The 24,026-nt window shown below is 35.3% G+C and carries 28 protein-coding genes; 12 read left to right on the top strand and 16 right to left on the bottom strand.

Going from position 1 to position 24,026, the window contains the following annotated elements; all coding sequences use genetic code 11:
• Positions 1-10: 10 nt before the first annotated feature.
• Positions 11-652, top strand: a complete 642-nt coding sequence (locus F0365_RS13795; protein ID WP_169934234.1) for an SDR family oxidoreductase — start codon at positions 11-13, stop codon at positions 650-652.
• Positions 653-746: 94 nt separating this feature from the next.
• Here the strand turns inward: F0365_RS13795 and F0365_RS13790 are convergent, their stop codons facing one another.
• Positions 747-2,198 (bottom strand): glyceraldehyde-3-phosphate dehydrogenase, encoded by a 1,452-nt coding sequence (locus F0365_RS13790; protein ID WP_169934233.1) that lies wholly within the window; start codon positions 2,196-2,198, stop codon positions 747-749.
• 423 nt (positions 2,199-2,621) lie between these two features.
• Between F0365_RS13790 and F0365_RS13785 the strand changes: the two genes are divergently transcribed.
• Both F0365_RS13785 and F0365_RS13780 read left to right on the top strand, forming a co-directional pair.
• Complete coding sequence (locus F0365_RS13785) at positions 2,622-2,957, top strand: PadR family transcriptional regulator (RefSeq protein ID WP_169934232.1); 336 nt, start codon at positions 2,622-2,624, stop codon at positions 2,955-2,957.
• 1 nt (position 2,958) lies between these two features.
• Complete coding sequence (locus F0365_RS13780) at positions 2,959-3,669, top strand: hypothetical protein (protein ID WP_169934231.1); 711 nt, start codon at positions 2,959-2,961, stop codon at positions 3,667-3,669.
• Positions 3,670-3,733: 64 nt separating this feature from the next.
• On the opposite strand, the gene F0365_RS13775 is transcribed toward F0365_RS13780, so the two are convergent.
• The 4 genes from F0365_RS13775 to F0365_RS13760 form a co-directional block, all read right to left on the bottom strand.
• Positions 3,734-4,048, bottom strand: a complete 315-nt coding sequence (locus F0365_RS13775) for a hypothetical protein (protein ID WP_169934230.1) — start codon at positions 4,046-4,048, stop codon at positions 3,734-3,736.
• 11 nt (positions 4,049-4,059) lie between these two features.
• Positions 4,060-4,326, bottom strand: a complete 267-nt coding sequence (locus tag F0365_RS13770; RefSeq protein WP_169934229.1) for a DUF6364 family protein — start codon at positions 4,324-4,326, stop codon at positions 4,060-4,062.
• A 661-nt stretch (positions 4,327-4,987) separates the two neighbouring features.
• Positions 4,988-5,860, bottom strand: coding sequence for a DUF6624 domain-containing protein (locus F0365_RS13765; RefSeq protein ID WP_169934228.1), 873 nt, complete (start codon positions 5,858-5,860; stop codon positions 4,988-4,990).
• Positions 5,861-6,133: 273 nt separating this feature from the next.
• Positions 6,134-7,543: a trypsin-like peptidase domain-containing protein gene (locus F0365_RS13760; protein WP_169934227.1), complete on the bottom strand. Its 1,410-nt coding sequence runs from the start codon at positions 7,541-7,543 to the stop codon at positions 6,134-6,136.
• 161 nt (positions 7,544-7,704) lie between these two features.
• Between F0365_RS13760 and dapF the strand changes: the two genes are divergently transcribed.
• From dapF to F0365_RS13740, 4 genes are all read left to right on the top strand, one after another.
• A complete protein-coding gene (gene dapF, locus F0365_RS13755) occupies positions 7,705-8,487 on the top strand; it encodes a diaminopimelate epimerase (RefSeq protein WP_169934226.1) in 783 nt (260 codons plus the stop codon).
• Positions 8,484-9,005, top strand: a complete 522-nt coding sequence (locus tag F0365_RS13750; RefSeq protein WP_169934225.1) for a GNAT family N-acetyltransferase — start codon at positions 8,484-8,486, stop codon at positions 9,003-9,005. The genes dapF and F0365_RS13750 overlap by 4 nt, the downstream gene beginning before the upstream one ends.
• Positions 8,998-10,041, top strand: a complete 1,044-nt coding sequence (gene mltG, locus F0365_RS13745) for an endolytic transglycosylase MltG (protein WP_169934224.1) — start codon at positions 8,998-9,000, stop codon at positions 10,039-10,041. Before F0365_RS13750 ends, mltG begins: the two co-directional genes overlap by 8 nt.
• Before the next feature lie 528 nt (positions 10,042-10,569).
• Positions 10,570-11,205, top strand: a complete 636-nt coding sequence (locus F0365_RS13740) for a peptidoglycan-binding protein LysM (protein ID WP_169934223.1) — start codon at positions 10,570-10,572, stop codon at positions 11,203-11,205.
• An 80-nt stretch (positions 11,206-11,285) separates the two neighbouring features.
• Here F0365_RS13740 and F0365_RS13735 read toward each other — a convergent pair whose 3' ends face one another.
• From F0365_RS13735 to F0365_RS13710, 6 genes are all read right to left on the bottom strand, one after another.
• Positions 11,286-11,681, bottom strand: a complete 396-nt coding sequence (locus F0365_RS13735) for a DUF2721 domain-containing protein (RefSeq protein WP_169934222.1) — start codon at positions 11,679-11,681, stop codon at positions 11,286-11,288.
• Positions 11,682-11,751: 70 nt separating this feature from the next.
• Positions 11,752-12,423 carry a YggS family pyridoxal phosphate-dependent enzyme gene (locus F0365_RS13730; protein ID WP_169934221.1) on the bottom strand — a complete coding sequence of 224 codons (672 nt, stop codon included), beginning with the start codon at positions 12,421-12,423 and terminating at the stop codon, positions 11,752-11,754.
• 2 nt (positions 12,424-12,425) lie between these two features.
• A complete protein-coding gene (locus F0365_RS13725; RefSeq protein WP_169934220.1) occupies positions 12,426-13,643 on the bottom strand; it encodes a DUF1015 domain-containing protein in 1,218 nt (405 codons plus the stop codon).
• An 8-nt stretch (positions 13,644-13,651) separates the two neighbouring features.
• Positions 13,652-14,287: a hypothetical protein gene (locus F0365_RS13720; RefSeq protein ID WP_169934219.1), complete on the bottom strand. Its 636-nt coding sequence runs from the start codon at positions 14,285-14,287 to the stop codon at positions 13,652-13,654.
• Between the two features lie 16 nt (positions 14,288-14,303).
• On the bottom strand, positions 14,304-15,191 hold the full coding sequence (locus F0365_RS13715; protein ID WP_169934218.1) for a 3-hydroxyacyl-CoA dehydrogenase family protein: 888 nt from the start codon (positions 15,189-15,191) through the stop codon (positions 14,304-14,306).
• Positions 15,192-15,307: 116 nt separating this feature from the next.
• Positions 15,308-16,276, bottom strand: coding sequence for a Gfo/Idh/MocA family protein (locus tag F0365_RS13710; protein WP_169934217.1), 969 nt, complete (start codon positions 16,274-16,276; stop codon positions 15,308-15,310).
• Between the two features lie 147 nt (positions 16,277-16,423).
• Here F0365_RS13710 and F0365_RS13705 point away from each other — a divergent pair, with 147 nt between their 5' ends.
• A complete protein-coding gene (locus F0365_RS13705) occupies positions 16,424-17,065 on the top strand; it encodes a protein-L-isoaspartate(D-aspartate) O-methyltransferase (RefSeq protein WP_169934871.1) in 642 nt (213 codons plus the stop codon).
• A 6-nt stretch (positions 17,066-17,071) separates the two neighbouring features.
• Here the strand turns inward: F0365_RS13705 and F0365_RS13700 are convergent, their stop codons facing one another.
• Genes F0365_RS13700 through F0365_RS13690 form a run of 3 tightly spaced genes read right to left on the bottom strand, consistent with a single transcriptional unit; the run spans position 17,072 to position 18,050 of the window.
• Complete coding sequence (locus tag F0365_RS13700) at positions 17,072-17,446, bottom strand: hypothetical protein (RefSeq protein WP_169934216.1); 375 nt, start codon at positions 17,444-17,446, stop codon at positions 17,072-17,074.
• Positions 17,447-17,472: 26 nt separating this feature from the next.
• Positions 17,473-17,871 carry a hypothetical protein gene (locus F0365_RS13695; RefSeq protein WP_169934215.1) on the bottom strand — a complete coding sequence of 133 codons (399 nt, stop codon included), beginning with the start codon at positions 17,869-17,871 and terminating at the stop codon, positions 17,473-17,475.
• Positions 17,872-17,900: 29 nt separating this feature from the next.
• Complete coding sequence (locus tag F0365_RS13690; RefSeq protein ID WP_169934214.1) at positions 17,901-18,050, bottom strand: hypothetical protein; 150 nt, start codon at positions 18,048-18,050, stop codon at positions 17,901-17,903.
• 746 nt (positions 18,051-18,796) lie between these two features.
• On the opposite strand from F0365_RS13690, the gene F0365_RS13685 reads away from it, so the two are divergent.
• Positions 18,797-19,087: a hypothetical protein gene (locus F0365_RS13685; protein WP_169934213.1), complete on the top strand. Its 291-nt coding sequence runs from the start codon at positions 18,797-18,799 to the stop codon at positions 19,085-19,087.
• 4 nt (positions 19,088-19,091) lie between these two features.
• Positions 19,092-19,334 carry a hypothetical protein gene (locus F0365_RS13680; RefSeq protein ID WP_169934212.1) on the top strand — a complete coding sequence of 81 codons (243 nt, stop codon included), beginning with the start codon at positions 19,092-19,094 and terminating at the stop codon, positions 19,332-19,334.
• 97 nt (positions 19,335-19,431) lie between these two features.
• Here F0365_RS13680 and F0365_RS13675 read toward each other — a convergent pair whose 3' ends face one another.
• The gene (locus tag F0365_RS13675; protein ID WP_169934211.1) at positions 19,432-19,635 is read right to left on the bottom strand and encodes a hypothetical protein; all 204 of its coding nucleotides are present in this window, start codon (positions 19,633-19,635) and stop codon (positions 19,432-19,434) included.
• 261 nt (positions 19,636-19,896) lie between these two features.
• Positions 19,897-20,385: an SAM-dependent methyltransferase gene (locus F0365_RS13670; RefSeq protein WP_169934210.1), complete on the bottom strand. Its 489-nt coding sequence runs from the start codon at positions 20,383-20,385 to the stop codon at positions 19,897-19,899.
• 526 nt (positions 20,386-20,911) lie between these two features.
• Between F0365_RS13670 and F0365_RS13665 the strand changes: the two genes are divergently transcribed.
• Positions 20,912-23,302: a T9SS type A sorting domain-containing protein gene (locus F0365_RS13665; protein WP_169934209.1), complete on the top strand. Its 2,391-nt coding sequence runs from the start codon at positions 20,912-20,914 to the stop codon at positions 23,300-23,302.
• 121 nt (positions 23,303-23,423) lie between these two features.
• Positions 23,424-23,585 carry a hypothetical protein gene (locus F0365_RS13660; RefSeq protein WP_169934208.1) on the top strand — a complete coding sequence of 54 codons (162 nt, stop codon included), beginning with the start codon at positions 23,424-23,426 and terminating at the stop codon, positions 23,583-23,585.
• Positions 23,586-24,026: the final 441 nt, after the last annotated feature.

The following is a 24,026-nucleotide window of genomic DNA, read 5'->3' as shown; positions in this document are numbered from 1 at the left end:
TATTAAGATTATGGAAAAAGTACTAATAGCAGGCGCAACCGGCGCAACAGGAAAAAAAATTGTAAACTTTTTAAAAGAATCTCAGTATTTTGAGCCTATAGCGATGATACGTAAAGAGGATCAAAAATCTTTTTTTGAAGATCAAAATGTCCAATGGATTATGGGAGATCTCTCTGAAGACCTTTCTCATACTTGTAAAAATATGGATAAAGTCATATTTGCAGCTGGGTCTGGTGGTAAAAATGTAGTAGAAATAGATCAAGAAGGAGCAAAGAGGTTTATAGATGCGTCCATGGCTAACCATATCAAGAAGTTTGTCATGTTAAGTTCTATGGGGGCTGATCAACCAGAAGAAGTGAAAGAATTGCATGAATATATGGTAGCAAAACACCATGCAGATATCTATCTTAGAAACAGCGGTCTTAATTATACCATTGTAAGACCAGGGGCATTAACTAATGACGGAGGTACGCAGCATATCCAATTGTCACATAAATTAAGTGAGCAAGGATCTATTTCCAGAACAGATGTAGCTCAGGTATTGACCAGAGTATTGCATGATGATACAGCAAATAAGGAGACCTTTGAAATTATAAAAGGAGATACTCTAATTGGTAAAGCGCTGGAAACGATGAGTACTGTAAAGTTTTAGTACATTTTCAAAATATAATATTTATCAAAAAAGCCATCTCAGATAGAGATGGCTTTTTCACGTTTTAGAAAATTTCAACAAGAATTTTTAACTTCTAGTAATAGGTAAATCTTCTCACCTTAGCAATATATTTAGCCAGTCGTATGACCTGATGACTGTAACCGTATTCATTATCATACCATACATAAATCACTACATTTTTACCGTCAGGTCCTACGATGGTAGCGTTAGAATCATAAATGGAGGGCGCATTAGATCCTATAATATCACTGGAAACCAACTCGTTATCTATAGAGTATTTGATTTGTTCTACCAGATCACCTTCTAGTGCATATTTCTTAAGAGTAGCGTTAAGCGCATCTTTAGAGGTAGCAGTTTCTAATTCTAAGTTTAAAATTGCTAGAGAACCATTAGGTACAGGGACACGTATGGCATTAGAGGTTAATTTCCCTTCAAAAGAAGGAAGCGCCTTGCTTACCGCTTGGCCAGCCCCAGTCTCTGTAATTACCATGTTCAATGCAGCAGCACGACCACGGCGGTACTTGCTGTGCATATTGTCTACTAGATTCTGATCGTTGGTATAGGCATGTATGGTCTCTAAATGTCCTTTTTTTACACCAAAACTATCTTCTATCGCCTTTAAAACAGGAGTAATGGCATTAGTCGTACAACTGGCAGCAGAGAAAATATCTACTTGATCTGGATCGTATTCCAAATGATTGACACCGTGTACGATGTTAGGTATTCCTTTACCAGGTGCAGTAAGCAACACTTTATGAGCCCCTTTTGCTTTTAAGTGACGTGCTAAGGCAACATCATCTCTAAAAGCTCCCGTATTATCAATAATAAGAGCATTATGTATACCGTAAGCCGTATAATCTATTTCTTCAGGCGCAGTAGCACTGATCAATTTTACAGTGGTTCCATTTACAATAAGAGATTCCTGCTCTACATTGTAACCCACTGTTCCAGAAAAATCACCATGAACACTGTCTTGGGCCAGGAGTGAAGCACGTTTTTCTAAAACAGATTCTGTAATTGCTCCACGAGTAACAATAGCACGCAATCTGAGTTGGCTTCCTTTTCCTGCTTTGGACATTAATTCGCGGGCAAGTAACCTACCTATTCGACCAAAACCATAAAGAACCACATCTTTAGGAGTGATTTCTTCTGATTTTTGAGCATCTCCTAGTTTGTTCATCACAAAACTCATGGCGTCTTGCATTTCATTTTCCTCCAAATGGTACTCATAAGTAAGTTTACCTATATCTAGTTTAGAAGGCGGTAAGTCTAAGGATAGAATTGCTTGAGCAATTTCCACACTATCAAAAACCGAAATAGGCTTTTGAACAAATTGGCCAGCATATTCATGTAAATTAATGATTTGGCTCACGTTTCTATCGATCAATTGGTTTCTAAAAAGAACCAATTCTATAGAACGGTCGTACCATAAATCGCTTACAGCTTTTATAAAGGCGACAGCTGCACGTCGTCTGTCGGTTTGAAAAGCGAGCTCTTTTTCATAAGTATCTATCGGGTTACTCATAAATGTGGGTTTAATGTGTTTAAAATTTTTGCAAAAGTAATCATACTATAACGTTATAGTGAAATTAATTATGACTTAATTCTAAATTTTTTCATACGGTATCTTGATGGCTGTTCGGGACCAGTTTGATGTCAGCTCCGCTTTCGCGAAAGCGGCCTTATAAAAAATATAAATAAACACAAAGCAAACAAAATATATACGGTGCTCACTTCACTGAACTGTTAGCTGTCCATAGATTAAAACTTTTAAATATTTAACTAGAATGTATCTTCTCAGACTCCTGTATTCTGAAAACAGGAGTAGATAAAAAGTCTGGATCCTAAAGAATTCTACAAATCTAAAAAGTAGAAAGAAGACAATTTTTACCAGATTGATTTGCTTGCCTAAGATTCTTATGTATATTTACACCTAAGAATCTTAGGTATGTCAAATAATCAATTATACAGAGGTAGTTTAACCACTATTATCATGCGATTACTCGAGCAAGAAGGCAAAATGTACGGTTATGAGATCACTCAAAAAGTGAAAGAAATAACCGGGGGCCGTATGGATATTAAGGAAGGGGCTTTGTACCCATCACTTCATAAATTAGAGTCAGAAGGGCATTTGAAAGTTGCTGCTGAGAAGGTAGAGAACCGAATTCGCAAATATTATTCGTTGACACCACAAGGAAAAAAACAAACCGTTGCCATGCTTGCAGAGCTTAAAGAGTATATGGAAAACATGCAAGCCATTATTAATCCTAAATTAGCTTATTAGTATGAAGGTAAATGCCATCCAAATTGAACAACTGTTTAGCTTTACTAGAAAACACTACGTAGAATGGTATGATTTGCAATCAGAGCTAGTAGATCATCTAGCAAATGGTATTGAGCAACAATGGGAAGAAAACCCTATGTTAAGCTTTGAAGATGCCCTACAAAGGGAGTTTAAGAAATTTGGAGTTTTTGGCTTTATGGATGTAGTAGAAGAACGCCAGAAGTCGTTAGGTAAAAAGTATTCTAAATTGATATGGAAACACGTTCTAGGTTTTTTTAAAATACCTAAAATATTTATGTTGGTTTTATTCAGCTTTTTGGTTTTCTATTTGTTGCGATTGCTGACTATAACCCCAGATTATTTTCTAGGCATTTTAGTTATATTATGCTTTGGTTATTTTGCAATCTTGATCGTTTCAAATTACCGCAAAAGAAAGCGAGCTGAGGAAAGTGGAGAAAAAAAATGGTTGTTTAAAGATATGATTATGCAGCAAGGTGTTGGCCTTGGCTTTGGCTTAATACCTATACACATTTTTAATATTATTATGCCTAATACAGAGTCATTAGCAACTAGTAATGATTACGTATTAGGTGGCATAAGCTTTCTGTTTGTACTTATGTGCATCATGATCTATGTCATGCTCGTGGAAATACCTAAACGAGCAGAAGAATACCTCCAAGAGACCTACCCAGAATACCAACTTGTGGATTAGGTAGCAATCAAAGCCAAATACTCTTCTGGAGTACGAATTGATAATTCACTTTCTTTATAATCTTTTACATGGCCAGTAATAATGATGCTATGATTATTTTTTGAGGCACAGAAATTTTGGAATCCATCTTCAAAATCTTTAAATTTAGATAGATGGGATGGATTTCTTTCTGCCCGACATTCAACACATTTACTAAACTATTAATTTTTGATATTTTTAAGTGGGCAGATTTCCTGTTTTTGGCTTTTGCGATAATGTAGTTGATATTTTGCAAACTGATAGAAGCAACATCTAAAACTAGATCAGAATTTGATAAGTGATTTAAAAAAACTGCAACATCTCTACTAAAAGGCTTTCTGTCCAATAAAAAGTCTAACAATAAATTAGTATCTAAAATAACTTTATTCCTTTCAGATATTTATCAGTCACGGCTTCATCACGCAATTCTTTGTAGCTTCTTTCTTCGTTTATGGTCACAGATCCTAACACTAAACTAACTTCTTCATTAAGTTGGACTTGCGTTTTTTTCTTAGGTACAGTAATCGCTTTCAAGTACTCTTCTATCACAGCAGATAAGCTACTACCGCTTGAAGATGCGTAAGCTTTTGCTTCTTCTATAATTGCTTTGTCAATAGCCAATGTTAGCTTTGTATTCACCCGTATTTATCTTTTATAATGACACGTAAAAGTCCCTAAATGTTTTGAGATCATTTGGAGACTTTAGAATTTATAACCGGCACAATAAATTCTACTTTGTTATCGGAGATATAAATTCTTAACCTTTTCAATGCTCACCAGCGGAATAAATTGCGCCGTTAAGAATCTATTTTGTCGCCTACAGTGTGCTTTCTATTGAGCAGACGGAAGTCTGCTTTTTTGTAGGAGAATTTAAATGGCATTTTTTGATAATTTAAAGTCCCACCAACTAAATAAATGAAGCTTATAGGAATTCATCATACCTCATAACTAATTCATTGTATATCTAAAACGTTCCAATTCTCCGGCACTATTTTACATCTGTGTAATAACTTGGTATTAGAATTCACTTTTTTTTACTTTATCTATAGGAGCGACTAAGGGAACCATATTCATTAAAAAACATTCAGCCCCCCATCAAGAAGGCCTTGATACTTTTCATCTTTAGAATTTTAAGAGATCCCAAAAGCTTCCTAATTTCTATATGGATTTTTTATTTTTAAAATAATTACCTGCTGAGTCTAATTTAACGAGGAATTAATTTAAAAACTAAGCGGATTCGTAAATAAATTTTAAGTTATATAAATAACTACCTCGTTATTAGGTGTATGTTTTATTGTGCTTAATTTAACTTGTTTTGCTTAATATCAAATTCAATATCCCATTGCTTTACATATTCGTTTAGAGGTTCAAGTCCAACGTCAGCTCTTCTTCGGTCGACACTTTCTGGATTTTCTAAGTCATATAACATCCAGCCGTTTCTTTCTTCATTATCAGTAATTTGTGAACCATAAATTTGTGGTTTTCTATCATCCATTAAGATTCTATCTTCCATAAGCGCCATTTCACTTTTTCTTAAATCGCCATTTTCGGCAGATTTCTTTAATTGGGGTAAATATTTTTTGCGATGGTAATTATCAGCGTGTTGAAAGACCAGCCAAATTGCTAACAGTTCCTTTTTATTTACATTTTCTAAAGTAGGCATTCCACAATTTTCAATTAAGCTTATCACTTTGACCAAATTTTCACGGTCTATGCTAGGATCAAATGGACTGCCATCCATTCTCATATTTTGGTCTAATGAGTACACTTCGATTAATATTTCTTTAATTTGAGCGCAATCAATATCTATTATGAGGACGGGCTCAACTACTTCTTGGTTGTAGATTGCTGCTATCTGACTTATAAAATCTTTGTCATGCTCTGTAGCTCGGCGAATTATAATAATTTCTGGTTCGTTACTTTTATTTAAATATACATCTGAAGCAAAATTCTCATCAGTGGATATTTTAGCTATGGAGTCTGCTGTAATCGTTTCCCCAGCTTCATTTTTGTAAACAACAGTATCATAATTGTAATTCATTCTTTTCTCAGCGATTTCAATTTGTTCTTTTTCTGATAGTTTTCTCAAATTATCAGGAACAATTTTTTTATCGTTGTTACAAGAAGCAATTAATAGCACAGTTAATAAATAAATGTGGGATTTGTACTTCATTTAGCTTGTTTTTCCCAAATATAATTATAGTAAAATAAAAAAATCTCCAAATGAGCATCTATGCCATCTGGAGATTTTTAAATTTCACCTAATCACCTAATCACCTAATCACCTAATCCACTAATCACTTAATCCACTAATCACCTAATCCACTAATCACCTAATCACCTAATCAACCTAATCACCTAATCACCTAATCACCTAATCAACTAATCACCTAATCACCTAATCACCTAATCAACTAATCCACTAATCAACTAATCACCTAATCTCCTAATCCATTGTATATCTAAAACGTTCCACTTCTCCGGCACTATTTTTCATTTGTATCAAGATGGTACCATTAGGAGGTAACCTTCTTAATAGTTGTTGTACGTCATCAATATCATTTACATCCTCCTCATTAATTTTAGTGATGATGTAATTTCTTAAATCATACTTGGAAAGGCCGCCAGTAGTAGCAACGATTTTCACTCCGTCAGTTACTTTAAATTGCCTGCGATCTTCTTCTGTAAGATTGCGCAAATCCATATCGATAGAAGGTATGCTTACGGTACTGTTTTTGGTTAGTTCGATCGTTACGTTCATCACCTTCTGATCTCTCAATACAGTAGCAACGACTTTATCTCCAGGGTTTTTACTGTTGACATATCCTGTCAGATCTGAAAACTTCTTCATTTTGATATCATCAATCCTCGTAATCACGTCACCACTGCGCAGTCCAGCACGTGCAGCACCACTATCTTCTAAAACCGCAGAAACGAAAATCCCTTCACTTTCATTTATGTCTAATTCATCTGCAATGTTTCCATTGAGATCGCCACCGCTTATTCCCAACATTCCTTTTTGAACAAAACCAAACTCCATGATATCGTTAATGATTTTACGAGCATTGTTAGAAGGTACCGCAAAGGAGTAACCTACGTAAGATCCGGTTTTAGAAGCAATCGCCGTATTGATCCCTATTAACTCCCCATTAGTATTGACTAGCGCTCCACCAGAATTCCCTGGGTTAACAGCGGCATCAGTTTGTATAAAGCTTTGTACGTTAGCGTCTGTTTCATCGAGATCACGACCTTTGGCACTTATAATTCCCGCAGTCACCGTGCTGGTCAGGTTAAATGGATTTCCTACGGCAAGTACCCACTCGCCAATTCTAGTCTGGTCAGAATTGCCAAATACAATATAAGGCAAGGCTTCATCAGCATCAATTTTTAAAAGAGCAATATCGCTATTAGGTTCTGCTCCTATTAACTTTGCTTTGTAAGTCTTATTGTTATTTAAAGTCACTTCTAGCTCACGAGCATTCGCGATCACGTGATTATTGGTCACGATATAACCATCTTCTGTGATGATAACACCACTTCCGCTTCCTATAGTTTCTCTGTACGGCACGCGGCCAGACCTTAAATCTGACCAAGATTGTCGTACTCTTGAAACAGTTTTGTTTTTAACGTGAACTACGGCATGTACGGTCTTTTCTGCAGCTTCTGTAAAATCAACTCCTGCTATGGAGGTGCTAGCCACATAATTTACGGGCGAAACAGACAGCGTATCTTCTATTTGTGTTTGTTTTGTGTACGTGCGTTGTAGGGGATCTTCCTCAAAAAAGAATTTATAAGATCCTAAAACAACTGCGCCACCAAGGATGGCTATCCCTAATGTCTTGATAAATGATTTCATGTGCTTTTTTTTTTAATTAAGAACAATTTTTCGGTAATTAGAATGAATTGTTACAAATTCTGGCTCCACAACCTAAATTACAGATTAAATTGTGTTTAATAAATAGGTTTAACGCTGTTTAACACTTAGAAAATTCAATCACTTACTGTATTTTTGTAGCAATGGACACAATCTCATTCTTTAAGTATCAAGGCACGGGTAACGACTTCGTTATCATCGATAACCGCAAGCATTCTTTTGACAAAAAAGACACGGAGCTTATCGCTCATCTCTGTGATCGAAAATTTGGAATAGGAGCAGATGGATTGCTGCTGCTAGAAAATCACGACAGCCTTGATTTTACTATGGTCTATTACAATGCAGATGGTAAGGAAAGTAGCATGTGTGGAAATGGTGGCCGTTGTTTAGTAAGTTTTGCGCAGTTTTTAGGAATTATAAAGGATCATGCCAGCTTTGAAGCCACAGACGGAGTGCATCATGCACATTTATTTGATAAGGGTTCGGTCAGTCTGCAAATGAGTAATGTGCCTGCGGTACAAGTTTTTGATGGACATGTTTTTACTCATACTGGATCGCCACATCATGTAGAGTTAACAGATGATCTGGACCATATCGATGTCCTTACTCAAGGCAGGTATTTAAGGAATAAATTGTACGGTAAAGAAGGTGCCAATATCAATTTTGTAGAGCCGCAAGGAGGTCATGTGTTCAAAGTACGCACTTACGAACGAGGCGTAGAAGACGAGACATTGAGCTGTGGTACAGGAGTTACCGCAGTGGCATTAGCGATGCACAGTACCCAGCAAACTAAAAATAACGAAGTAATTCTTCACACACCAGGTGGTGAGTTAAAGGTGAAATTCCAGCCTACACCACAAGGATATGAAGATATATGGCTTACTGGTCCAGCAATACAAGTTTTTAAAGGCGAGATCAACCTATGATGTTACAAAATGACATATGTAGCTTACGAGCCGTTGACCCAGAGGATTTAGATTTTATTTATCAACTCGAGAACAATCCAGATTTATGGGAGTTTGGTCACACCATCACTCCTTTTTCTAAATTCACCATCAGGGAATACTTAGAGAATGCACACCGTGATATATACGAAGTAAAGCAATTGAGACTTGCTATTTGTACTAGACAAAATGAAATAAAAGGAGTGGTAGACCTGTATGATTTTGATCCGTATCACAAACGCGCTGGAGTAGGAATTGTGATCTCTCAAGAATCAGATCGGTCACAAGGCCTTGCTACTTCTGGGTTGGAATTGATCATCGACTATGCTTTTAAACATTTAAGACTACATCAATTATATGCCAGTATTAGTGAAGATAATATGGCAAGTCGCAAACTGTTTGAAAGGGTTCGCTTTCGCGAAAGCGGAATTAAAAAAGACTGGATTGCCACAGAAAAATCTTATAAAAACGAACATCTTTATCAACTGATCAATGAATAGTAATTACAAAAAAATCATCCTTGGAATAGTGCTGGTAGGGCTTGTTATCATGGGATTCTTTGCCTATAACGTATGGGCGGTACTCTTTTCACCAAACACTAATTTTGAGTCAGAAACCTACGAAGTTTTTATTCCAACCGATGCCGATTACAACACCGCTTTTTTGATCATTGCAGATGGAGTTAAGAATCGGGAGGATTTACATACTACCGCTGTAAAAAAGAAGTATCATGAAAACGTAAAATCAGGTCGGTTTCTCATCAAAAAAGGCTCTAATAATAACGAGATCATCAACACGGTACGTAGTCAAAATAGGCCTATTAAAGTCACTTTTAATAACCAAGAACGTCTGGAAAACCTCGCTGGAAGGTTATCACAACAAATGGAACCGGACAGTCTTAGTTTTTTAAACGCGATGCGTGACCCAGAATTTTTAAAGGAGAATAAGCTGAATGCCCAAAACGCTTTGAGTTTGTACTTATCCAATTCGTATGAGACCTATTGGAATACGACAGCAGCTCGTTTTAGAGATAAAATGTTGGATTATCACAATCAATTTTGGACTGCCGAAAAACGTGCTAAAGCAAAAAAATTAGATCTTTCACCTAGTGAAGTCTACACACTGGCTTCTATAGTTCAAAAGGAAACCGCTAAGGTGGACGAAATGCCGAGAGTTGCTGGAGTCTATCTCAACCGACTTTCTAGAGGTATCAAACTAGATGCAGATCCTACAGTGATTTATGCAAAGAAAATAACAGAAAATGATTTTGACCAACAAATTAAGCAGGTACTTTATGTGTATCTAGAGATTGATAATCCCTACAATACCTATAAGTATGCTACTTTGCCACCAGGTCCTATTGTGACTCCTGATCTATCTGCCATTAATGCGGTGCTCCACCCAGAAAATCACGACTACTTATATTTTGTAGCCGATGTACAGAATTTTGGTTACCATAAGTTTGCTAAAACGCTCGCACAGCACAATCGCAATGCTGCAGAATATAGAAGGTGGATTGCAAAGAATAACAAGTAGTTTGCCTAATTCATGTTTCCATCATAAGGCTGTCTTTACTCTAGACCTATTATATAGATAGAGCCATTCCTTATTTAAAAGGAGTACAAAGCAGGTGGATAAGCCTTCGGTTAGCTACGGTTAGGCACACGCCATAAGAATCCCATAGAATTCTTCGAGGATCAAAGCTTTGTTAGAATGAAACTGTAGAGGGAGCTTTTTTTGAAAGATTTCTTTTATCAATTCTATTAATTTACCCTTAATTATTTGATTTTGAGAGAGTAAATGTTATTTATTGTTAATAAAAGGCTGTAAATCAATAACAAAACTCTTGATTAGGGTTATCCTAAGTTAATCATTAGGATAGTTTACAAGACCAACTACCTTCTTTCCATGTAGGCTGAGACCAATAGTCCTCTTAAGGTGCTATTAAACGTTTTTAGAGGCATTAATAACTTCTTTAACAGTTCCCAAGATTTTAAGTGAGATAGTGTCGTAAATTTGCGCCGCTATAGAAAGAAGTGACAGAAACTTTCGAAAACAACATCTATGAGATCACAATATGTGAGTTTTATAGCTTATCCAGCAATACTGCTGATGAGCTTTTCGGTTTTTAAGTATGTTAAAGCCGATTCTTACACTGACGACACTGCAACAGCAGCTGCAATAGAGGTAAGAAAAGTGGGGCCTTTTAAGGTCACTGAAGAAGAAGAAGACGTCAGTCTTCGTGACTATTCGCTGGCAACTTCCAGTGCCGATAGTTTTGTATCCTTTAAAGAAGCACTTGCTTTTAAAGAATCCAGAGGTCAACACTGGCGAGTGAATACCTTAGGCTATATGGGTAAATATCAGTTTGGTGTGGTGACATTAGCTCATTTTGGTGTTACGGACACCACAGCATTTCTCAAGTCTATAAGACTTCAAGAAAGAGTGTTTATTCAAAATTTACGTTATAACAATAGATCGCTAAAATCTTACATAAAGAAGTATGAAGGTAAAACGATCGCTGGTGTAGAGGTTACCCAAAGTGGTATGCTTGCTGCAGCCCATCTTTCTGGACCAGGAGGTGTAAGAAAGTTTTTAAAATCTAATGGACGCAAAAGTAACAAAGATGCTTACGGGAGTAGTGTAAGGTCTTACATGAAAAAATTTGGCGGATATGATTTGAGCGAAGTGCTTAAATAATAATCACTCTTGTCGCATAATAAAAAGGGAGGAATCAGCTGATTCCTCCCTTTTTTTATTCCAAAATATTTTAAAAAGCATCAACTCTTCCTCCCTATACTTTGCAACTGAACGCTCAATGCTTTTGTAGAAAGTTGCACCTCGATTAAAGATAAAATGAGCGAGATCATTAATGCTACTAGACTTGTTCCAAAAACGATTTTTGCCCAAAAGCCTTGTTCGATATAAATCAAGAACATGGTAACTACTGCGAGCAGGAAACTCAAAATAGCAACCGCTTGCATGTTCTTTATAATGGTCAATCGTCTTCTTAATTGGCGTACTTGAACTATTATTTTGTCAGATTCATTTTCTTCATACTTGCTAAATAAACTCCTAATTAATGCAGCAATAGCTAGATACCTTGCATTGTAAGCGAGCATCGTTAAGGATATTGCTGGAAAAAGTAGTGCGGGTATGCTTAAGGTAAGATTCATCAACAGGTTTTAAATTCATAGAGTAAGATACCTACAAATAGGAGGTGTTTTCTAAATAACTATTTTAACATCAATTTCTACTCCCAAAAATAGCACTTCCTATACGCACCATGGTAGAGCCTTCTTCTAAGGCAATTTGATAATCGCCTGTCATTCCCATAGACAATTCTGTAAAATCGTGTCTGGAAGACAACAATTCTTCTTTTTGTATTTTTTTATACAAATCAGCAAGGGATTTGAATTCTGCTGTTACTTGATCTTTGTTATCCGTAAAAGTGGCCATTCCCATGAGTCCTTTGATTTGAACATGCTCGTAATCCTTAAAAGCTTGATCCTTTAGTAAAGCGATCAATTCTTTCTCATCAAATCCAAATTTAGAATCTTCTTGTGCTATATGTATTTGCAGCAAGCAATTGATAATTCGATCGTTATTTTTTGCTTGTTTATTGATTTCCTTAAGCAATCTCGGGGAATCCACACTGTGTATCAAATGCACATAGGGCGCCATATACTTTACTTTGTTGCGCTGTGTATGGCCTATCATATGCCAGTGGATGTCCTTAGGAAGTGCTTCCCACTTTTCAGTCATTTCCTGGATTTTATTCTCACCTAAATGTCGTTGCCCAGCCTCATAAGCTTCTTGAAGATCGCTTATAGGTTTTGTTTTACTGACAGCTACTAGAGTGGCTTGTGGTTCTACGCTTTCGCGAAAGCTTAACAGTGATTCTTTAATTGTGCTCATTTCTAAAATTCATAAATTATCAAACCGCTAGGCAGTTTGGGACGGATAAAAGTACTTTTGGGAGGCATTCTCAGATCTGCATCTGCAATGGATTTCATTTGTTCTACAGTTGCTGGAAATAGGCCAAAACCTACTTCAAACTCCTTTTTATCCACACGCTCTTTGATTTGAACCATATCGTGTTTCCCATAGCTGTACTTGATCCTATCATTAGTACGTAGATCATCTATTCCCAAAATAGGTTTTAAAACCAAGTCATACAACATTTGGGTGTCCAGATCTTGCAATGGAGTCGTGATTTTATATAAACTCTTACGCAAATAAAGACTGTAAAAATCTCCATCTAAATACATACTGAAATGATGTTTCTTAGAGGGTTTGTACAATTCTTGACCTCGATTCTGAATTCTAAAATGCTGATCCAGTTGCATCAAAAACTCCTGTTTGCTCAGTCCGTTTAAATCGGTTACCTGCCTGTTAAATTCATATATATGAAGCTGACTTTCGGCAATAAGCAGACTCATAAAATAATGATAGCTGTCTTGTTTGCCCTGCATTTCTTGAGAAAGCAAACTAGAGCTAGCACTGCGGTGGTGACCGTCTGCAATATAGGTTTCTGGAATTTTTCTAAACTCACTTTCTATAGATTGGATCAATTTTGGGTCTGTAACAGCCCAAATTTTATGCGAATTAAAATCAGTAGTAGAAAAATGCTGGTCTGGCAGATGTGATTTCACTTCTTTGATGATCTCATTAATACTAGGCCGGTCCTTATAAGTTAGCAAAACAGGCTCTGCATTAAAACCTGCTGCCTTAAGGTAATCTTTAAAGAGAATCTCTTTAAGGCTTAAGGTATCCTCATGTTTTTTAATCTTATTGTCTTGGTAGTCTTGTGTGCTTGTTCCAGCAATAATACCCGTATAAGAATGATGTGGGTCTGTATTTTCATACACGTAAAAAGCAGGTTGCTCCTCTTGTACTAAATAAGCTTCTTCCTTAAATTCTAGAAACCTATTTCTCACGAGATTAAATCTATCTATACCCGTAATCTCTTGTTGGAATTTATAGCCAGGATTTAGGATATGTAAAAAGCTATAAGGATTGTATTTGAGCTGAGCTTTAAGTTCCTTTTTACCGTAATCTTGATAACTACGCGAGATGACATGTGCAGCTATATCTGTTGCAGCTCGTACTCCTTTAAATGGTTTTATCTTTGGCATTTAGTTGTTTATTTGATTTGACCCAGCCAAAGATTTCCTTTATTAAAAGCTCGGTAATCGATTCCAGGAATTGTAGTATCTACTATTTTACGGTGTTTATTTTTACCCATTTTAGTGTACCATTTTTTCTCTTCTAGATAATCTTTAAGCTCGTAGTAATCATCAGGTGATCCTAATTTGTTGAAATCTACCAACTCCTCATCGAGGCGGTGTTCCCATTCAAATTCTGGATATTTAATTGCAATATTATTTATGGCGGAGTTTTCAATAGGTAAAGGGTGTTCTGACTTTGCGTGAGTCTTCTCGTAGAAATCTATCATACCATCTACAGCACAAACAACCTGCGATTCAGAAAACCTACGGTCGTGTAACCATATTTTTAAATAATAAGGTTTCCCTAGCTCATCCAATTGCTTCTTCCTCGCCTTGTAAATTGTTATTAAACCTTCCGTTATCAAGCGTCTTGCTTTCCCTTTGGGCTCTATCACTTGGTTGTAAGAAGATATGTTACTATCGGACCATATATCCATCTTCACCCAATCCCGCTGCCGGTATTCCAGGTATTCTAAGTCTATATGATTATACTCAGAAACCCATTCTTCAATGTCCTTCCACAAATTTTGATACCCCCTTAGTTTGCCCATTAACGTGAGAGGTGTTTTATAGGAAGCTCTTGCTCACTACTTCTGCTTTTCTGGATGCTGAATAATCATAGAATCCTTCTCCAGATTTCACTCCTTTTTTACCAGCCATAACCATGTTGACTAATAAGGGGCATGGTGCGTATTTTGGATTTTTGAATCCGCCGTGCATTACATTAAGGATGCTTAAACATATATCTAGTCCTATAAAGTCAGCTAGTTGAAGTGGTCCCATAGGATGCGCCATTCCTAATTTCATTACGGTATCAATTTCTTCTACACCAGCAACACCGTTGTACAATGTCTCTATAGCTTCATTAATCATCGGCATTAAAATTCGGTTAGCTACAAAACCGGGGTAATCATTTACTTCAGTTGGTGTTTTACCTAATTTCTTTGAAAGGTCCATGATGGTTTTTGTTACCTCATCGCTAGTAGAATAACCTCTGATGATTTCTACCAATTTCATGATAGGCACCGGATTCATGAAGTGCATCCCTATAACTTTATCTGGTCGTTGAGTGGCTGCTGCAATTTGAGTAATCGATATAGAAGAGGTGTTTGTGGACAGTATACAATCTGCAGGGGCAAATTGATCCAAATCTCCAAATATTTGTAGTTTTAAGCTTAGGTTTTCTGTTGCAGCTTCTACGACAAGATCTGCTTTTGAAACCCCTTCCTTTAGGTCAGTAAAAGAAGTAATATTACTTAAAGTAGCTTCTTTGTCAGCTTCTGTAATGCGCTCCTTTGCAATCATGCGATCTAAGTTTTTGGCAATAATACCTAAACCTTGATCAATAGATTCTTGGGATCTATCTACAAGAGAGACCTTAAATCCTGATTGTGCAAATGTATGTGCAATACCATTTCCCATGGTTCCTGCGCCTATAACGGTTACGTTTTTCATATGGTTTAATTTTTAAATAGCCTGTATTGGTAAAAAGGTTTTGACTCGTTCCACCAAGCATTGAGCTATTTTGTGTTTCCGCACTTGTTGCAGATTCTGTTTTTATTATTCTCTATTTAAAGCGATCTAAATTCTTTAATGATCTTTAAGGCTACATCTAAGGCCGCAGTTCCATCTTCTAGATTTACGATAGGTCTGGTGTCATTTTCTATAGCATCGGCAAAGGTTTCTAGTTCGTCTAGAATCGCATTGTTATCGGCTACATCTGGGTTGTCAAAATAAATTTGTTTTTTGATTCCTTCTGCATTTTGTAGGATCATGTCAAAATCTCCTGGAACTTTTGGAGCATCCTTCATACGTACTACTTCCACCTTTTTAGTTAGAAAATCTACAGAGATGTAGGCGTCTTTCTGAAAGAAACGTGCTTTACGCATGGTCTTCAGACTGATGCGGCTCGCGGTAAGGTTTGCCACACAACCGTTTTCAAATTCGATACGGGCATTAGCAATATCAGGTGTTTCCGAAATTACAGAAACGCCACTAGCGCTCACACTTTTAACCTTGCTTTTTACAACGCTCAAAATAGCGTCTATATCGTGAATCATTAAATCCAACACCACACTGACATCTGTCCCTCGCGGATTAAACTCTGCTAAGCGATGTGTTTCTATAAACATCGGATTATCAAAACGGTCAGCCACAGATCTAAATGCTGGGTTAAAACGTTCTACTTGTCCTACTTGACCTTTTAAATTTCGCTTTCGCGAAAGCGAGATCAATTCCTTTGCTTCTTCTACGGTTACTGTAATGGGTTTTTCAACAAAGAGGTGTTTTCCAGCCTCTAAGACCTTTACACCACTCGCATGATGGTACGAAGTAGGTGTGACCACATCGATCATATCGCAAGCAGCGATGAGTTCGTCAACGTCAGCATAGTATTTATAGCCTAAATCGGCTTCAATTTGGGCGGCATATTCAGGATTTGCATCGTAAAAACCTACCAAGTCGTAACGCTCGCTTTGTTTTAATAATTTAAGGTGAATTTTACCTAGGTGACCAGCACCGAGAACTCCAGCTTTAAGCATAATTATTGCATTTGTGTAAAAATAGGGAAATGATCGTTAAATAATCGTTAGCAGAAGGAATCTTCTAAGGTTTTATCCAACCTATTTTGTTGAAAAAAGATAAACATAAAAAGCGGAATATTGATATCTGAAACCTACTTTTGATTTATCAAAGATAACTACATACATAAAGGAAAACGTCGCCAACTGGTGGACCTGATGCGTTCAAAAGGTATCAGCGACGAATTGGTTCTAGGTGCTATGAATCAAGTGCCTAGGCATTTATTTCTAGACAGTTCTTTTCTAGAACACGCTTATCAAAACAAAGCCTTTCCTATAGGAGCAGACCAGACGATCTCACATCCTTATACCGTGGCCTTTCAAAGTCAGTTGCTCGAATTGAAACCTGGTCATAAAGTATTAGAAATAGGAACAGGAAGCGGTTACCAATGTGCGGTCTTACTAGAAATGAAAGCACAGGTATATACGATTGAGCGTCAAAACGAACTGTATAAAAAGACGAGCTTGCTTTTTAGAAAGCTGAATTACAGACCTAAGAAATATGTTTTTGGAGATGGATATAAAGGCCTTCCAGAAGAAGCGCCTTTTGATTCTATTATCGTTACTTGTGGCGCAACAGAGATACCTCAAACTTTGTTAAGCCAAATCAAAGTAGGAGGCAGGCTGGTCATTCCTGTAGGTAGCGATCCTCAAATCATGACGTTAATCATACGAGAAAGTGCTACCGATTTCTCTAAAGAAACCTTTGGCGAATTTAGATTTGTTCCTTTTTTAGGCGGGAAGAATTAGAGGTTATTACTTTCCTTTAGTTTTATGACTGTTTAAAAAAGGAATGAGATCAGTAATTAATTTGCCTTCATTGAGAAGAAAAATAAATTTGTAGTCATTGTGAACTCCAAAAGCATCTATAAATTCGATAAGCATTGTATCTCTTGTAAATGGCGATAATTTTACACCTTCAATATATTCATGTGGTTCAATATTAATCATTAAGTTTTTGTAATTGACCTCTCCGATATATGGATAATACATGTTTTCCCCTTTTCCAGCGTAAAAATGTATAATCTCGTTAGACTCAACGATAACCATGTGAGGTGGAAAATCATTCGCCCTATATAGCACATATTTATTGTGTTGACTGTAATAGGAAATATCAAGATCGTATTTCATGTAATCTGGAATGTCATCTACTGGCTTTATGTAAACTTTTTTTTAAGTATTTTATTTACCGTGGGATTCTGTTCAACTTTTATTTTTTGTAAGGCTGATAGGGCAATAGACTTAATATCATAATTTTCATAAAAACCCATAACATCTTCCACTAAAGTGTATGATTTTAATTGTTCAGTATTTATGATGCTATAAAGTAAAATATTTAATGTTTCTGAAACTGTGAAATGATAACTAAATTGTTTGATGGTAATTTTGTCTATTTTCTTTTCTAGGTTATGATCAACTGCTTTAACAATTCTATTATTTATACGATCAAATACTAGGTAGTCTAATCCGTAAGAAGCAAATTCAAAACTTTGTCCTTTAAATACTTGAGAAACATCATGCCCAAAGTATAAAGAAACTTCATCAGTATAATTCATCTTCTTACATAGCAAAGCTGCATATTGACCTATATTTTTACATTATTAACTTCTTCAAAATAATGACCTGTTTTAATCATCACAGTCACGTTATCGTAAGAATATTCATAGTACTTATCTTGATGACCATAGGTATTGAAAAAAGAAAGTAATAGAATAAAGAAAACGAATTTTTTCATTTGGTTATTTTAATACTGAATTTAAAGTTAAGGATTACTATGTAAAAATTAACACTTGTGTTTATAAATAATCTGTTGCATAGATAATACAACAGATTTCTTCAAGGTAAACCGTGGCGCTAGCTTGCTATGGAATTTAGAATATCTAGCTTCAGTTTCTGGATTAGGAGTTCTATTTTATTTGCTTAAAATGTAAGTACTTAGTAAAAAAGTTTACTTTAATTCCTGTGAATTTTATTTATTATGTTTCTCTAATTGTTCTAGGTGTGATAGCTGGACTGATCATGTCAGAAATTTTAAATGTATATGTAAAGGATCCTTAAAGTATTGATCTTTTTAATAAAAGTGTTTTGGCATTAATAGGGGGTTTTTGATCAGACACCATATTTTCGGTTTTACAAGGTAGCATTGATAAGATTAAGGTTTTACTTACATCTTTTATAGAATTTAAATTATTTCATTATGAAAATCATTAATAAACTGTTGATTATTTGCTGGTAGCTATTCCTATTAATTTCATGCGCATCTATACCTGCATTTACATCTACTTTAAGTAAAGAGGTCATTAAAGCGGCAAATGCTTTGCATCAATTTTATGCATAGCGCGAGCAACGCGATAATGATTTTATCACCTTTCAATATATCCCACATCTACTTAAAAACCATAAAAAATTACTTCCAGAGCCCCTGGATTATAAAAAGAACTTCCTAATATTTTACCAAGTATTATACCGCTAATTAACTAAATGCCAGAGTTTCTCCAAGGTATTTTACATGTTGAACAGCAAAATATTATCAAACAACTCAACGCTAATTATGCAACTTATACCGTATCAACAGCAGCTTTGCAAGGATTAATCGATAATGCTGTAAAGCTTAAAGCATCTGAAAGTAATGTATTAAGAGCAATAGAAAACCTAACTGGAGTATCTCTAGCAACTGTTTCTAATATCTACGCAAGATTAGAAAAATTCTTAACAGAGTCTGGAACGACAATAGATCAACTCCTTCAAATAGCAAATAGTTTAAAAAAATAAGATCATGGATATAGATTGGGATGCGCTAGCAAATAATGCAGGAGAACAAACAGATCAACAATTTCATGAGGAAATTGCAAAATTAACTAGTATGAATACGACCGATATAGAACCTTTTAATTTGGCTGGTAATATAAGTAATGCAAACGCTGTGAAGGTGCTCCAAGAAATTAATGACGCTACTAAATCAAATAACGAGAAAGCAACCGCAATTACAAATATTGATAATGGTGTAGGCTTTTGGTAATCCAAGTAGGTAAAGTGCTTTAAATTAATTTGTCCTAATTTTAGAGGCACTTTGATGATAATAATATCGCTCTCGCGGAAGCGGTACAACAGCAATATTAAAACCATATGCTGTTATCACGTATGTTAGTTTCTAGATAAAAATGCAGGACTCTTTTTAATAGGTTTCTCATAGAAATGCCCTTTTTAGAGATCATAGGAAACCGATCGCTTAAGGTCTCTTTATAGATATAAGGTGTTATAGGAATACCATTTTTCATGTAATCTTTAAAACTAGTAACATTCTCAACAGGTGAATTCATAGCTATGAGATGTTTATAGCGCCATACACCTTGCTTGAAAGACTGGTATTGATATATTCCAGATTTGCTATTCTCTACTTGTGCAGCAGTTCTTCTCCCAAAAAAAAAGAGATACACGACTAATCAAAACCCCAAGCTAGTAAGAACGATTCATTAATTTTATGGAAAAGAGAACATAATCATAAAGATCATCCAGCATCACATTTTCGCAATCTATTTTTTTCAAGTCTTTTAGATATTGGTCTTCATAAATAAAATCATTTATAGCCCAAGACTTTGCCCATTTTTTAAGTAGTAGACTTCTTTTATATTTTTAGAGTGTCTTAGAAAGTAATCTGCAATGTGTAATCTTCCACCTGGCTTTAAAAATCTAAATACCTTTTCTAGTAATTCCTCTTTTACCTCTGCATGCATGGCACTTTCCATTGCAAATGCTACATCAAATGTATGATCCGAGAAATTTGTTTTGCAAAAATTTGGAAGTGAAAATTCGGTTCTGTTATTTTTATCCAGTTCTTTTTTGTAGTCTTTTATTTGTTCTACTTGCGTAGGAGATAAGGTTATTCCATGTGCTTTATAGCCTATTTGGTTAGCTAGAAAAATACTGGTGCCGCCTACACCACAACCAACATCAAGAATATAGTCTGATTTTTTTATCTGTGCATGTTTTGCTATTTGATAATTGGTATTCCATAATACCTGTCTATGGTTTAGAGTATGCTCATCCCAATATCCGTAATGCAAAGCCATCGTTTCTTTAAGCTGCCATACGATCTTTTAATCTCTATTAGATTCATCCTAGAAAGTTTCAATTTCATTTTGATACTTTTTATCCATTTATATATCTTGTGTAGCCTACCAATCGGAAGGGCACTATTTTATTACATAAAGCAATTTAGAAATTTAAAAGATAGCTGACGATACAAAAAAGTAAAAACCCTTTATGCAATAACTGTTGTTGGAAATTTACGTACAATTAATTGTGAGTAATGAAAAATTTCACATAGCAACTATTTGATAGTTAGCAATGAATTTTTACCTAATTCAGTACAGACTTTTTACTTTAACAATTAATCCATCATGTTTAAAATATTTATATAGTTGGAGTCTATTCTCTTAAAAGGGATATCTCTAAATGGTCTTAAATTTTTATAGTAAATAAAAATTTGAAAGATTCAAAGCAGGCTTTCATGAGGTGAAATCTACTGTTGATGGAATACCTATTTAATTCACAGCTCCTTTAGATTAAGTTTACAACTCATCAAATAAAATCCTCATGAAATTTAAACTACTCTTAATTGCTTTTTTAAATTGTTTTTTTGTTTGTTATGCGCAATCGACTTATGTGCCAGATGATGGTTTTGAACAGATTTTAATAGACTTAGGTTATGACTCTGGTCCTTTAGATGATTTTGTTCCTACGGCAAACATCAACGGTGTTACACGGCTTAATATTATGAGTTTATTGGGGTTTGATCCAAACGTAAATGATTTTACAGGTATTGAAGACTTTGATGCTTTAACAACATTTACAGCAAATTTTGTTTCGGCACCCAATATAGATTTGAGTAGCAACAATGCCTTAGTTAGTGTAAATATTGTAGGGAGGTTTTTAACAGATGTAAACCTTAAAAATGGAAATAATACGATTATTACCAATTTAAATATTTTGTCTACTAATGGCAACGGGCTAGCTCCCGTAAGAATATGTATTGATGATATCGCTTATGCAAATGTAAATTTTCAAGACCTCTATGCTACAGGAAACTATTTTGTAGAAAACTGTACCGCGTTAGTAAACAGTATTACAGGTACTACATTTTTTGATGCTGATAATAATGCTGTTTGTGATGCCACAGAAATTGTATCAACTAACGGTCATGTAGTTACTACTGGTGCTAATTATAGTTTTACCTCTTATCTTTTTCAAGAAAATTATGCTACCTATTCTTTAGATTCAAATGTGACCACACAACTTCAAGGAATTCCTTCCTATTTTACCGTAACACCTGTATCTCAAAACATTATTTATACGAACACTGGGAATACTAATGTTGTTGATTATTGCATCACTACAAATGCTACAATAAACGATTTACAAGTAGAGTCTTATGCGGTAACGGCTTCAAAACCCGGTTTTGATACCAGAATTAGAATTAAATATAAGAATATAGGGTCTACTCTGCTTTCTGGTACTGTAGTTTTAAATTATAATGATATGCAGGAAGCTTTTAATAATGCAGATGGCGTAAGTAGTGGTATTAGTGTTCCTTTTTCTCCAGCTGTTACACCAAATACGTTAACATGGAATTACAGCAACATTGCACCATTTGAAACCCGATATATTGATGCCTACTTTACCATTAATACTCCAATAGAAATTATAAACACACCTGTCGTAGGTGGTGATATAATGACTTATACAACAGCAATTACACCGGTAACAGGGGATGCTACTTCAACAAATAATTTACACGTTTTTAATGATCTTGTTGTTAACGCTTATGACCCCAATGATGTTACTTGTTTTGAAGGAGATAAAATAAGCCTTGCACAAGTGCCAGATTATTTAACCTATAGAATTAGATTTCAGAACACAGGATCTGCTGCTGCAACTAATATTTTAGTAAGCAATGACATAGATTTTGATCTAGACCTAAGTACGTTACAGCTTATTGCATCTAGTCATCCACATACCACTACAGTTACAAATGATACAGAGATAAAATTTACATTTCTAAACATCAACTTACCAGATAGCACAAGTGATGAGCCAGGTAGTAACGGATGGGTTCTCTATAAAATGAAGCCAAATAACACTTCAGTACTAGGCGATGTTTTTGAAAATACCGCGAGTATCTATTTTGATTATAATGCGCCTATAATTACAAATACCGCAACGACCACAGTATCTGAAACCACTTTTGTTCCAGACGATGATTTTGAACAGGCATTGATTGATTTAGGCTATGATTATGGACCACTCGATGATCATGTTTTTACTTCTAATGTGGACAACATAACAAGCTTAGATGTGTCGAATGAAAATATTGCAAACCTTATGGGGATTGAAGCATTTACTAGCTTATCAATTTTAGATGCTTCTACAAATGCTCTTACCGCTTTGAATTTAAATTCAAATTTAAACTTGACTAGTGTAACTGTAAATAATAATTTACTCACAGCAATTGATTTAAGACTTCATGTAAACCTTATAGCATTTAATTGCTTCCAGAACTCATCATTAGCTTATTTAAATCTAAGAAATGGCAACAACGTAAACATGAATCAAATAGACACGACACAATGTCCAAGTCTAACGTGTATTGAAGTAGATGACGCAACATATGCTACAACAAATTGGACAAATATAGATGCTGCATCTACATTTGTTAACAACCAGGCAGAATGTGCCTTGCTATCTATTGCAGGTATTGATGAAGTGCGATTTGATATTTATCCTAATCCAGTGAGTACGTTGCTTACTGTCTATACAGAAAATGAAGCTTCTTATACTTTTACAAATATAAGCGGTCAAATAATTTCAGCAGGGCATCTCAATGTAGGTGACAACAGTATAGATGTCTCTGCTTTTGCAGTAGGTCTTTACCTTATTCATACAAGAATTGAGGGAAGCAGCTTTACTGATAAAATACTGGTTAAATAAACGTACGTTCACCAGTTGATATTTTAGGTTTTTTGTAGTAAATTAAGCCTCTGGCCACGTACATATTTCAGATTTTTCACGGTTAGATTAGTTTTGAAGTTTTAAAAAAAGACATCAAGGTATGTTTTCACTTTGTTCATCAGATCGATCCATTACTTATTTTCATGCAACTGATATGCGCAAGATTTTCGATAGCTTTTATGGGTTGATTCATTCGGAATTGGAAACAGACCCTACCGATGGAACCGTTTATGATTTGGTAAGATTTGATTTCCTCCCGTAGAAGTTTTTTACAAACCCAACATTTGTAACGTTTTTCACTTCATCTGACACCATTCTTTTGGGTAATGGAGCTATTACAAAAAACCAATTTTTTTTCAAAGCCTTTTATTTTCCTTAAAGTTAGTAAACATAAAGTCTAAAAGCTTTTTGACCAACTATTTGTCTATGATGCCAATTAGTTATGCTATCATGTCTCAGAATCTAGTTTTAGTTGCAGCAGCTATGTGAGCAGTGCTGTTTTACTAAGTTTCTGATCATTTTCTTACTTTTAATTGGATTGTGATATTTGATATTGCAAATTTAGATTGTTTTTGTTGGGAAAGAGGAATGCTAATTTTCTAATCAGATCTTTAGCTTAAACCATTTAAAAATTAAATTTTCAGGTTTTTATAAAAAAAATGCGTTAGCTCTACCAGCTAACGCATTTTAATTCGGTGTTTAT

Source organism: Nonlabens sp. Ci31 (assembly GCF_012974865.1).
Lineage (GTDB): Bacteria > Bacteroidota > Bacteroidia > Flavobacteriales > Flavobacteriaceae > Nonlabens.
This window is presented reverse-complemented; position numbering and strand designations above follow the sequence as displayed.

Excerpts from the sequence above, each read along its gene's own strand:
- F0365_RS13795 (WP_169934234.1), top strand. The coding sequence starts at position 11 with ATGGAAAAAGTACTAATAGCAGGCGCAACCGGCGCAACAGGAAAAAAA.
- F0365_RS13790 (WP_169934233.1), bottom strand. The coding sequence starts at position 2,198 with ATGAGTAACCCGATAGATACTTATGAAAAAGAGCTCGCTTTTCAAACC.
- F0365_RS13785 (WP_169934232.1), top strand. The coding sequence starts at position 2,622 with ATGTCAAATAATCAATTATACAGAGGTAGTTTAACCACTATTATCATG.
- F0365_RS13780 (WP_169934231.1), top strand. The coding sequence starts at position 2,959 with ATGAAGGTAAATGCCATCCAAATTGAACAACTGTTTAGCTTTACTAGA.
- F0365_RS13765 (WP_169934228.1), bottom strand. The coding sequence starts at position 5,860 with ATGAAGTACAAATCCCACATTTATTTATTAACTGTGCTATTAATTGCT.
- F0365_RS13760 (WP_169934227.1), bottom strand. The coding sequence starts at position 7,543 with ATGAAATCATTTATCAAGACATTAGGGATAGCCATCCTTGGTGGCGCA.
- dapF (WP_169934226.1), top strand. The coding sequence starts at position 7,705 with ATGGACACAATCTCATTCTTTAAGTATCAAGGCACGGGTAACGACTTC.
- F0365_RS13750 (WP_169934225.1), top strand. The coding sequence starts at position 8,484 with ATGATGTTACAAAATGACATATGTAGCTTACGAGCCGTTGACCCAGAG.
- mltG (WP_169934224.1), top strand. The coding sequence starts at position 8,998 with ATGAATAGTAATTACAAAAAAATCATCCTTGGAATAGTGCTGGTAGGG.
- F0365_RS13740 (WP_169934223.1), top strand. The coding sequence starts at position 10,570 with ATGAGATCACAATATGTGAGTTTTATAGCTTATCCAGCAATACTGCTG.
- F0365_RS13735 (WP_169934222.1), bottom strand. The coding sequence starts at position 11,681 with ATGAATCTTACCTTAAGCATACCCGCACTACTTTTTCCAGCAATATCC.
- F0365_RS13730 (WP_169934221.1), bottom strand. The coding sequence starts at position 12,423 with ATGAGCACAATTAAAGAATCACTGTTAAGCTTTCGCGAAAGCGTAGAA.
- F0365_RS13725 (WP_169934220.1), bottom strand. The coding sequence starts at position 13,643 with ATGCCAAAGATAAAACCATTTAAAGGAGTACGAGCTGCAACAGATATA.
- F0365_RS13720 (WP_169934219.1), bottom strand. The coding sequence starts at position 14,287 with ATGGGCAAACTAAGGGGGTATCAAAATTTGTGGAAGGACATTGAAGAA.
- F0365_RS13715 (WP_169934218.1), bottom strand. The coding sequence starts at position 15,191 with ATGAAAAACGTAACCGTTATAGGCGCAGGAACCATGGGAAATGGTATT.
- F0365_RS13710 (WP_169934217.1), bottom strand. The coding sequence starts at position 16,276 with ATGCTTAAAGCTGGAGTTCTCGGTGCTGGTCACCTAGGTAAAATTCAC.
- F0365_RS13700 (WP_169934216.1), bottom strand. The coding sequence starts at position 17,446 with ATGAAATACGATCTTGATATTTCCTATTACAGTCAACACAATAAATAT.
- F0365_RS13695 (WP_169934215.1), bottom strand. The coding sequence starts at position 17,871 with ATGAATTATACTGATGAAGTTTCTTTATACTTTGGGCATGATGTTTCT.
- F0365_RS13690 (WP_169934214.1), bottom strand. The coding sequence starts at position 18,050 with ATGAAAAAATTCGTTTTCTTTATTCTATTACTTTCTTTTTTCAATACC.
- F0365_RS13685 (WP_169934213.1), top strand. The coding sequence starts at position 18,797 with ATGCCAGAGTTTCTCCAAGGTATTTTACATGTTGAACAGCAAAATATT.
- F0365_RS13680 (WP_169934212.1), top strand. The coding sequence starts at position 19,092 with ATGGATATAGATTGGGATGCGCTAGCAAATAATGCAGGAGAACAAACA.
- F0365_RS13675 (WP_169934211.1), bottom strand. The coding sequence starts at position 19,635 with ATGAATTCACCTGTTGAGAATGTTACTAGTTTTAAAGATTACATGAAA.
- F0365_RS13670 (WP_169934210.1), bottom strand. The coding sequence starts at position 20,385 with ATGGCTTTGCATTACGGATATTGGGATGAGCATACTCTAAACCATAGA.
- F0365_RS13665 (WP_169934209.1), top strand. The coding sequence starts at position 20,912 with ATGAAATTTAAACTACTCTTAATTGCTTTTTTAAATTGTTTTTTTGTT.
- F0365_RS13660 (WP_169934208.1), top strand. The coding sequence starts at position 23,424 with ATGTTTTCACTTTGTTCATCAGATCGATCCATTACTTATTTTCATGCA.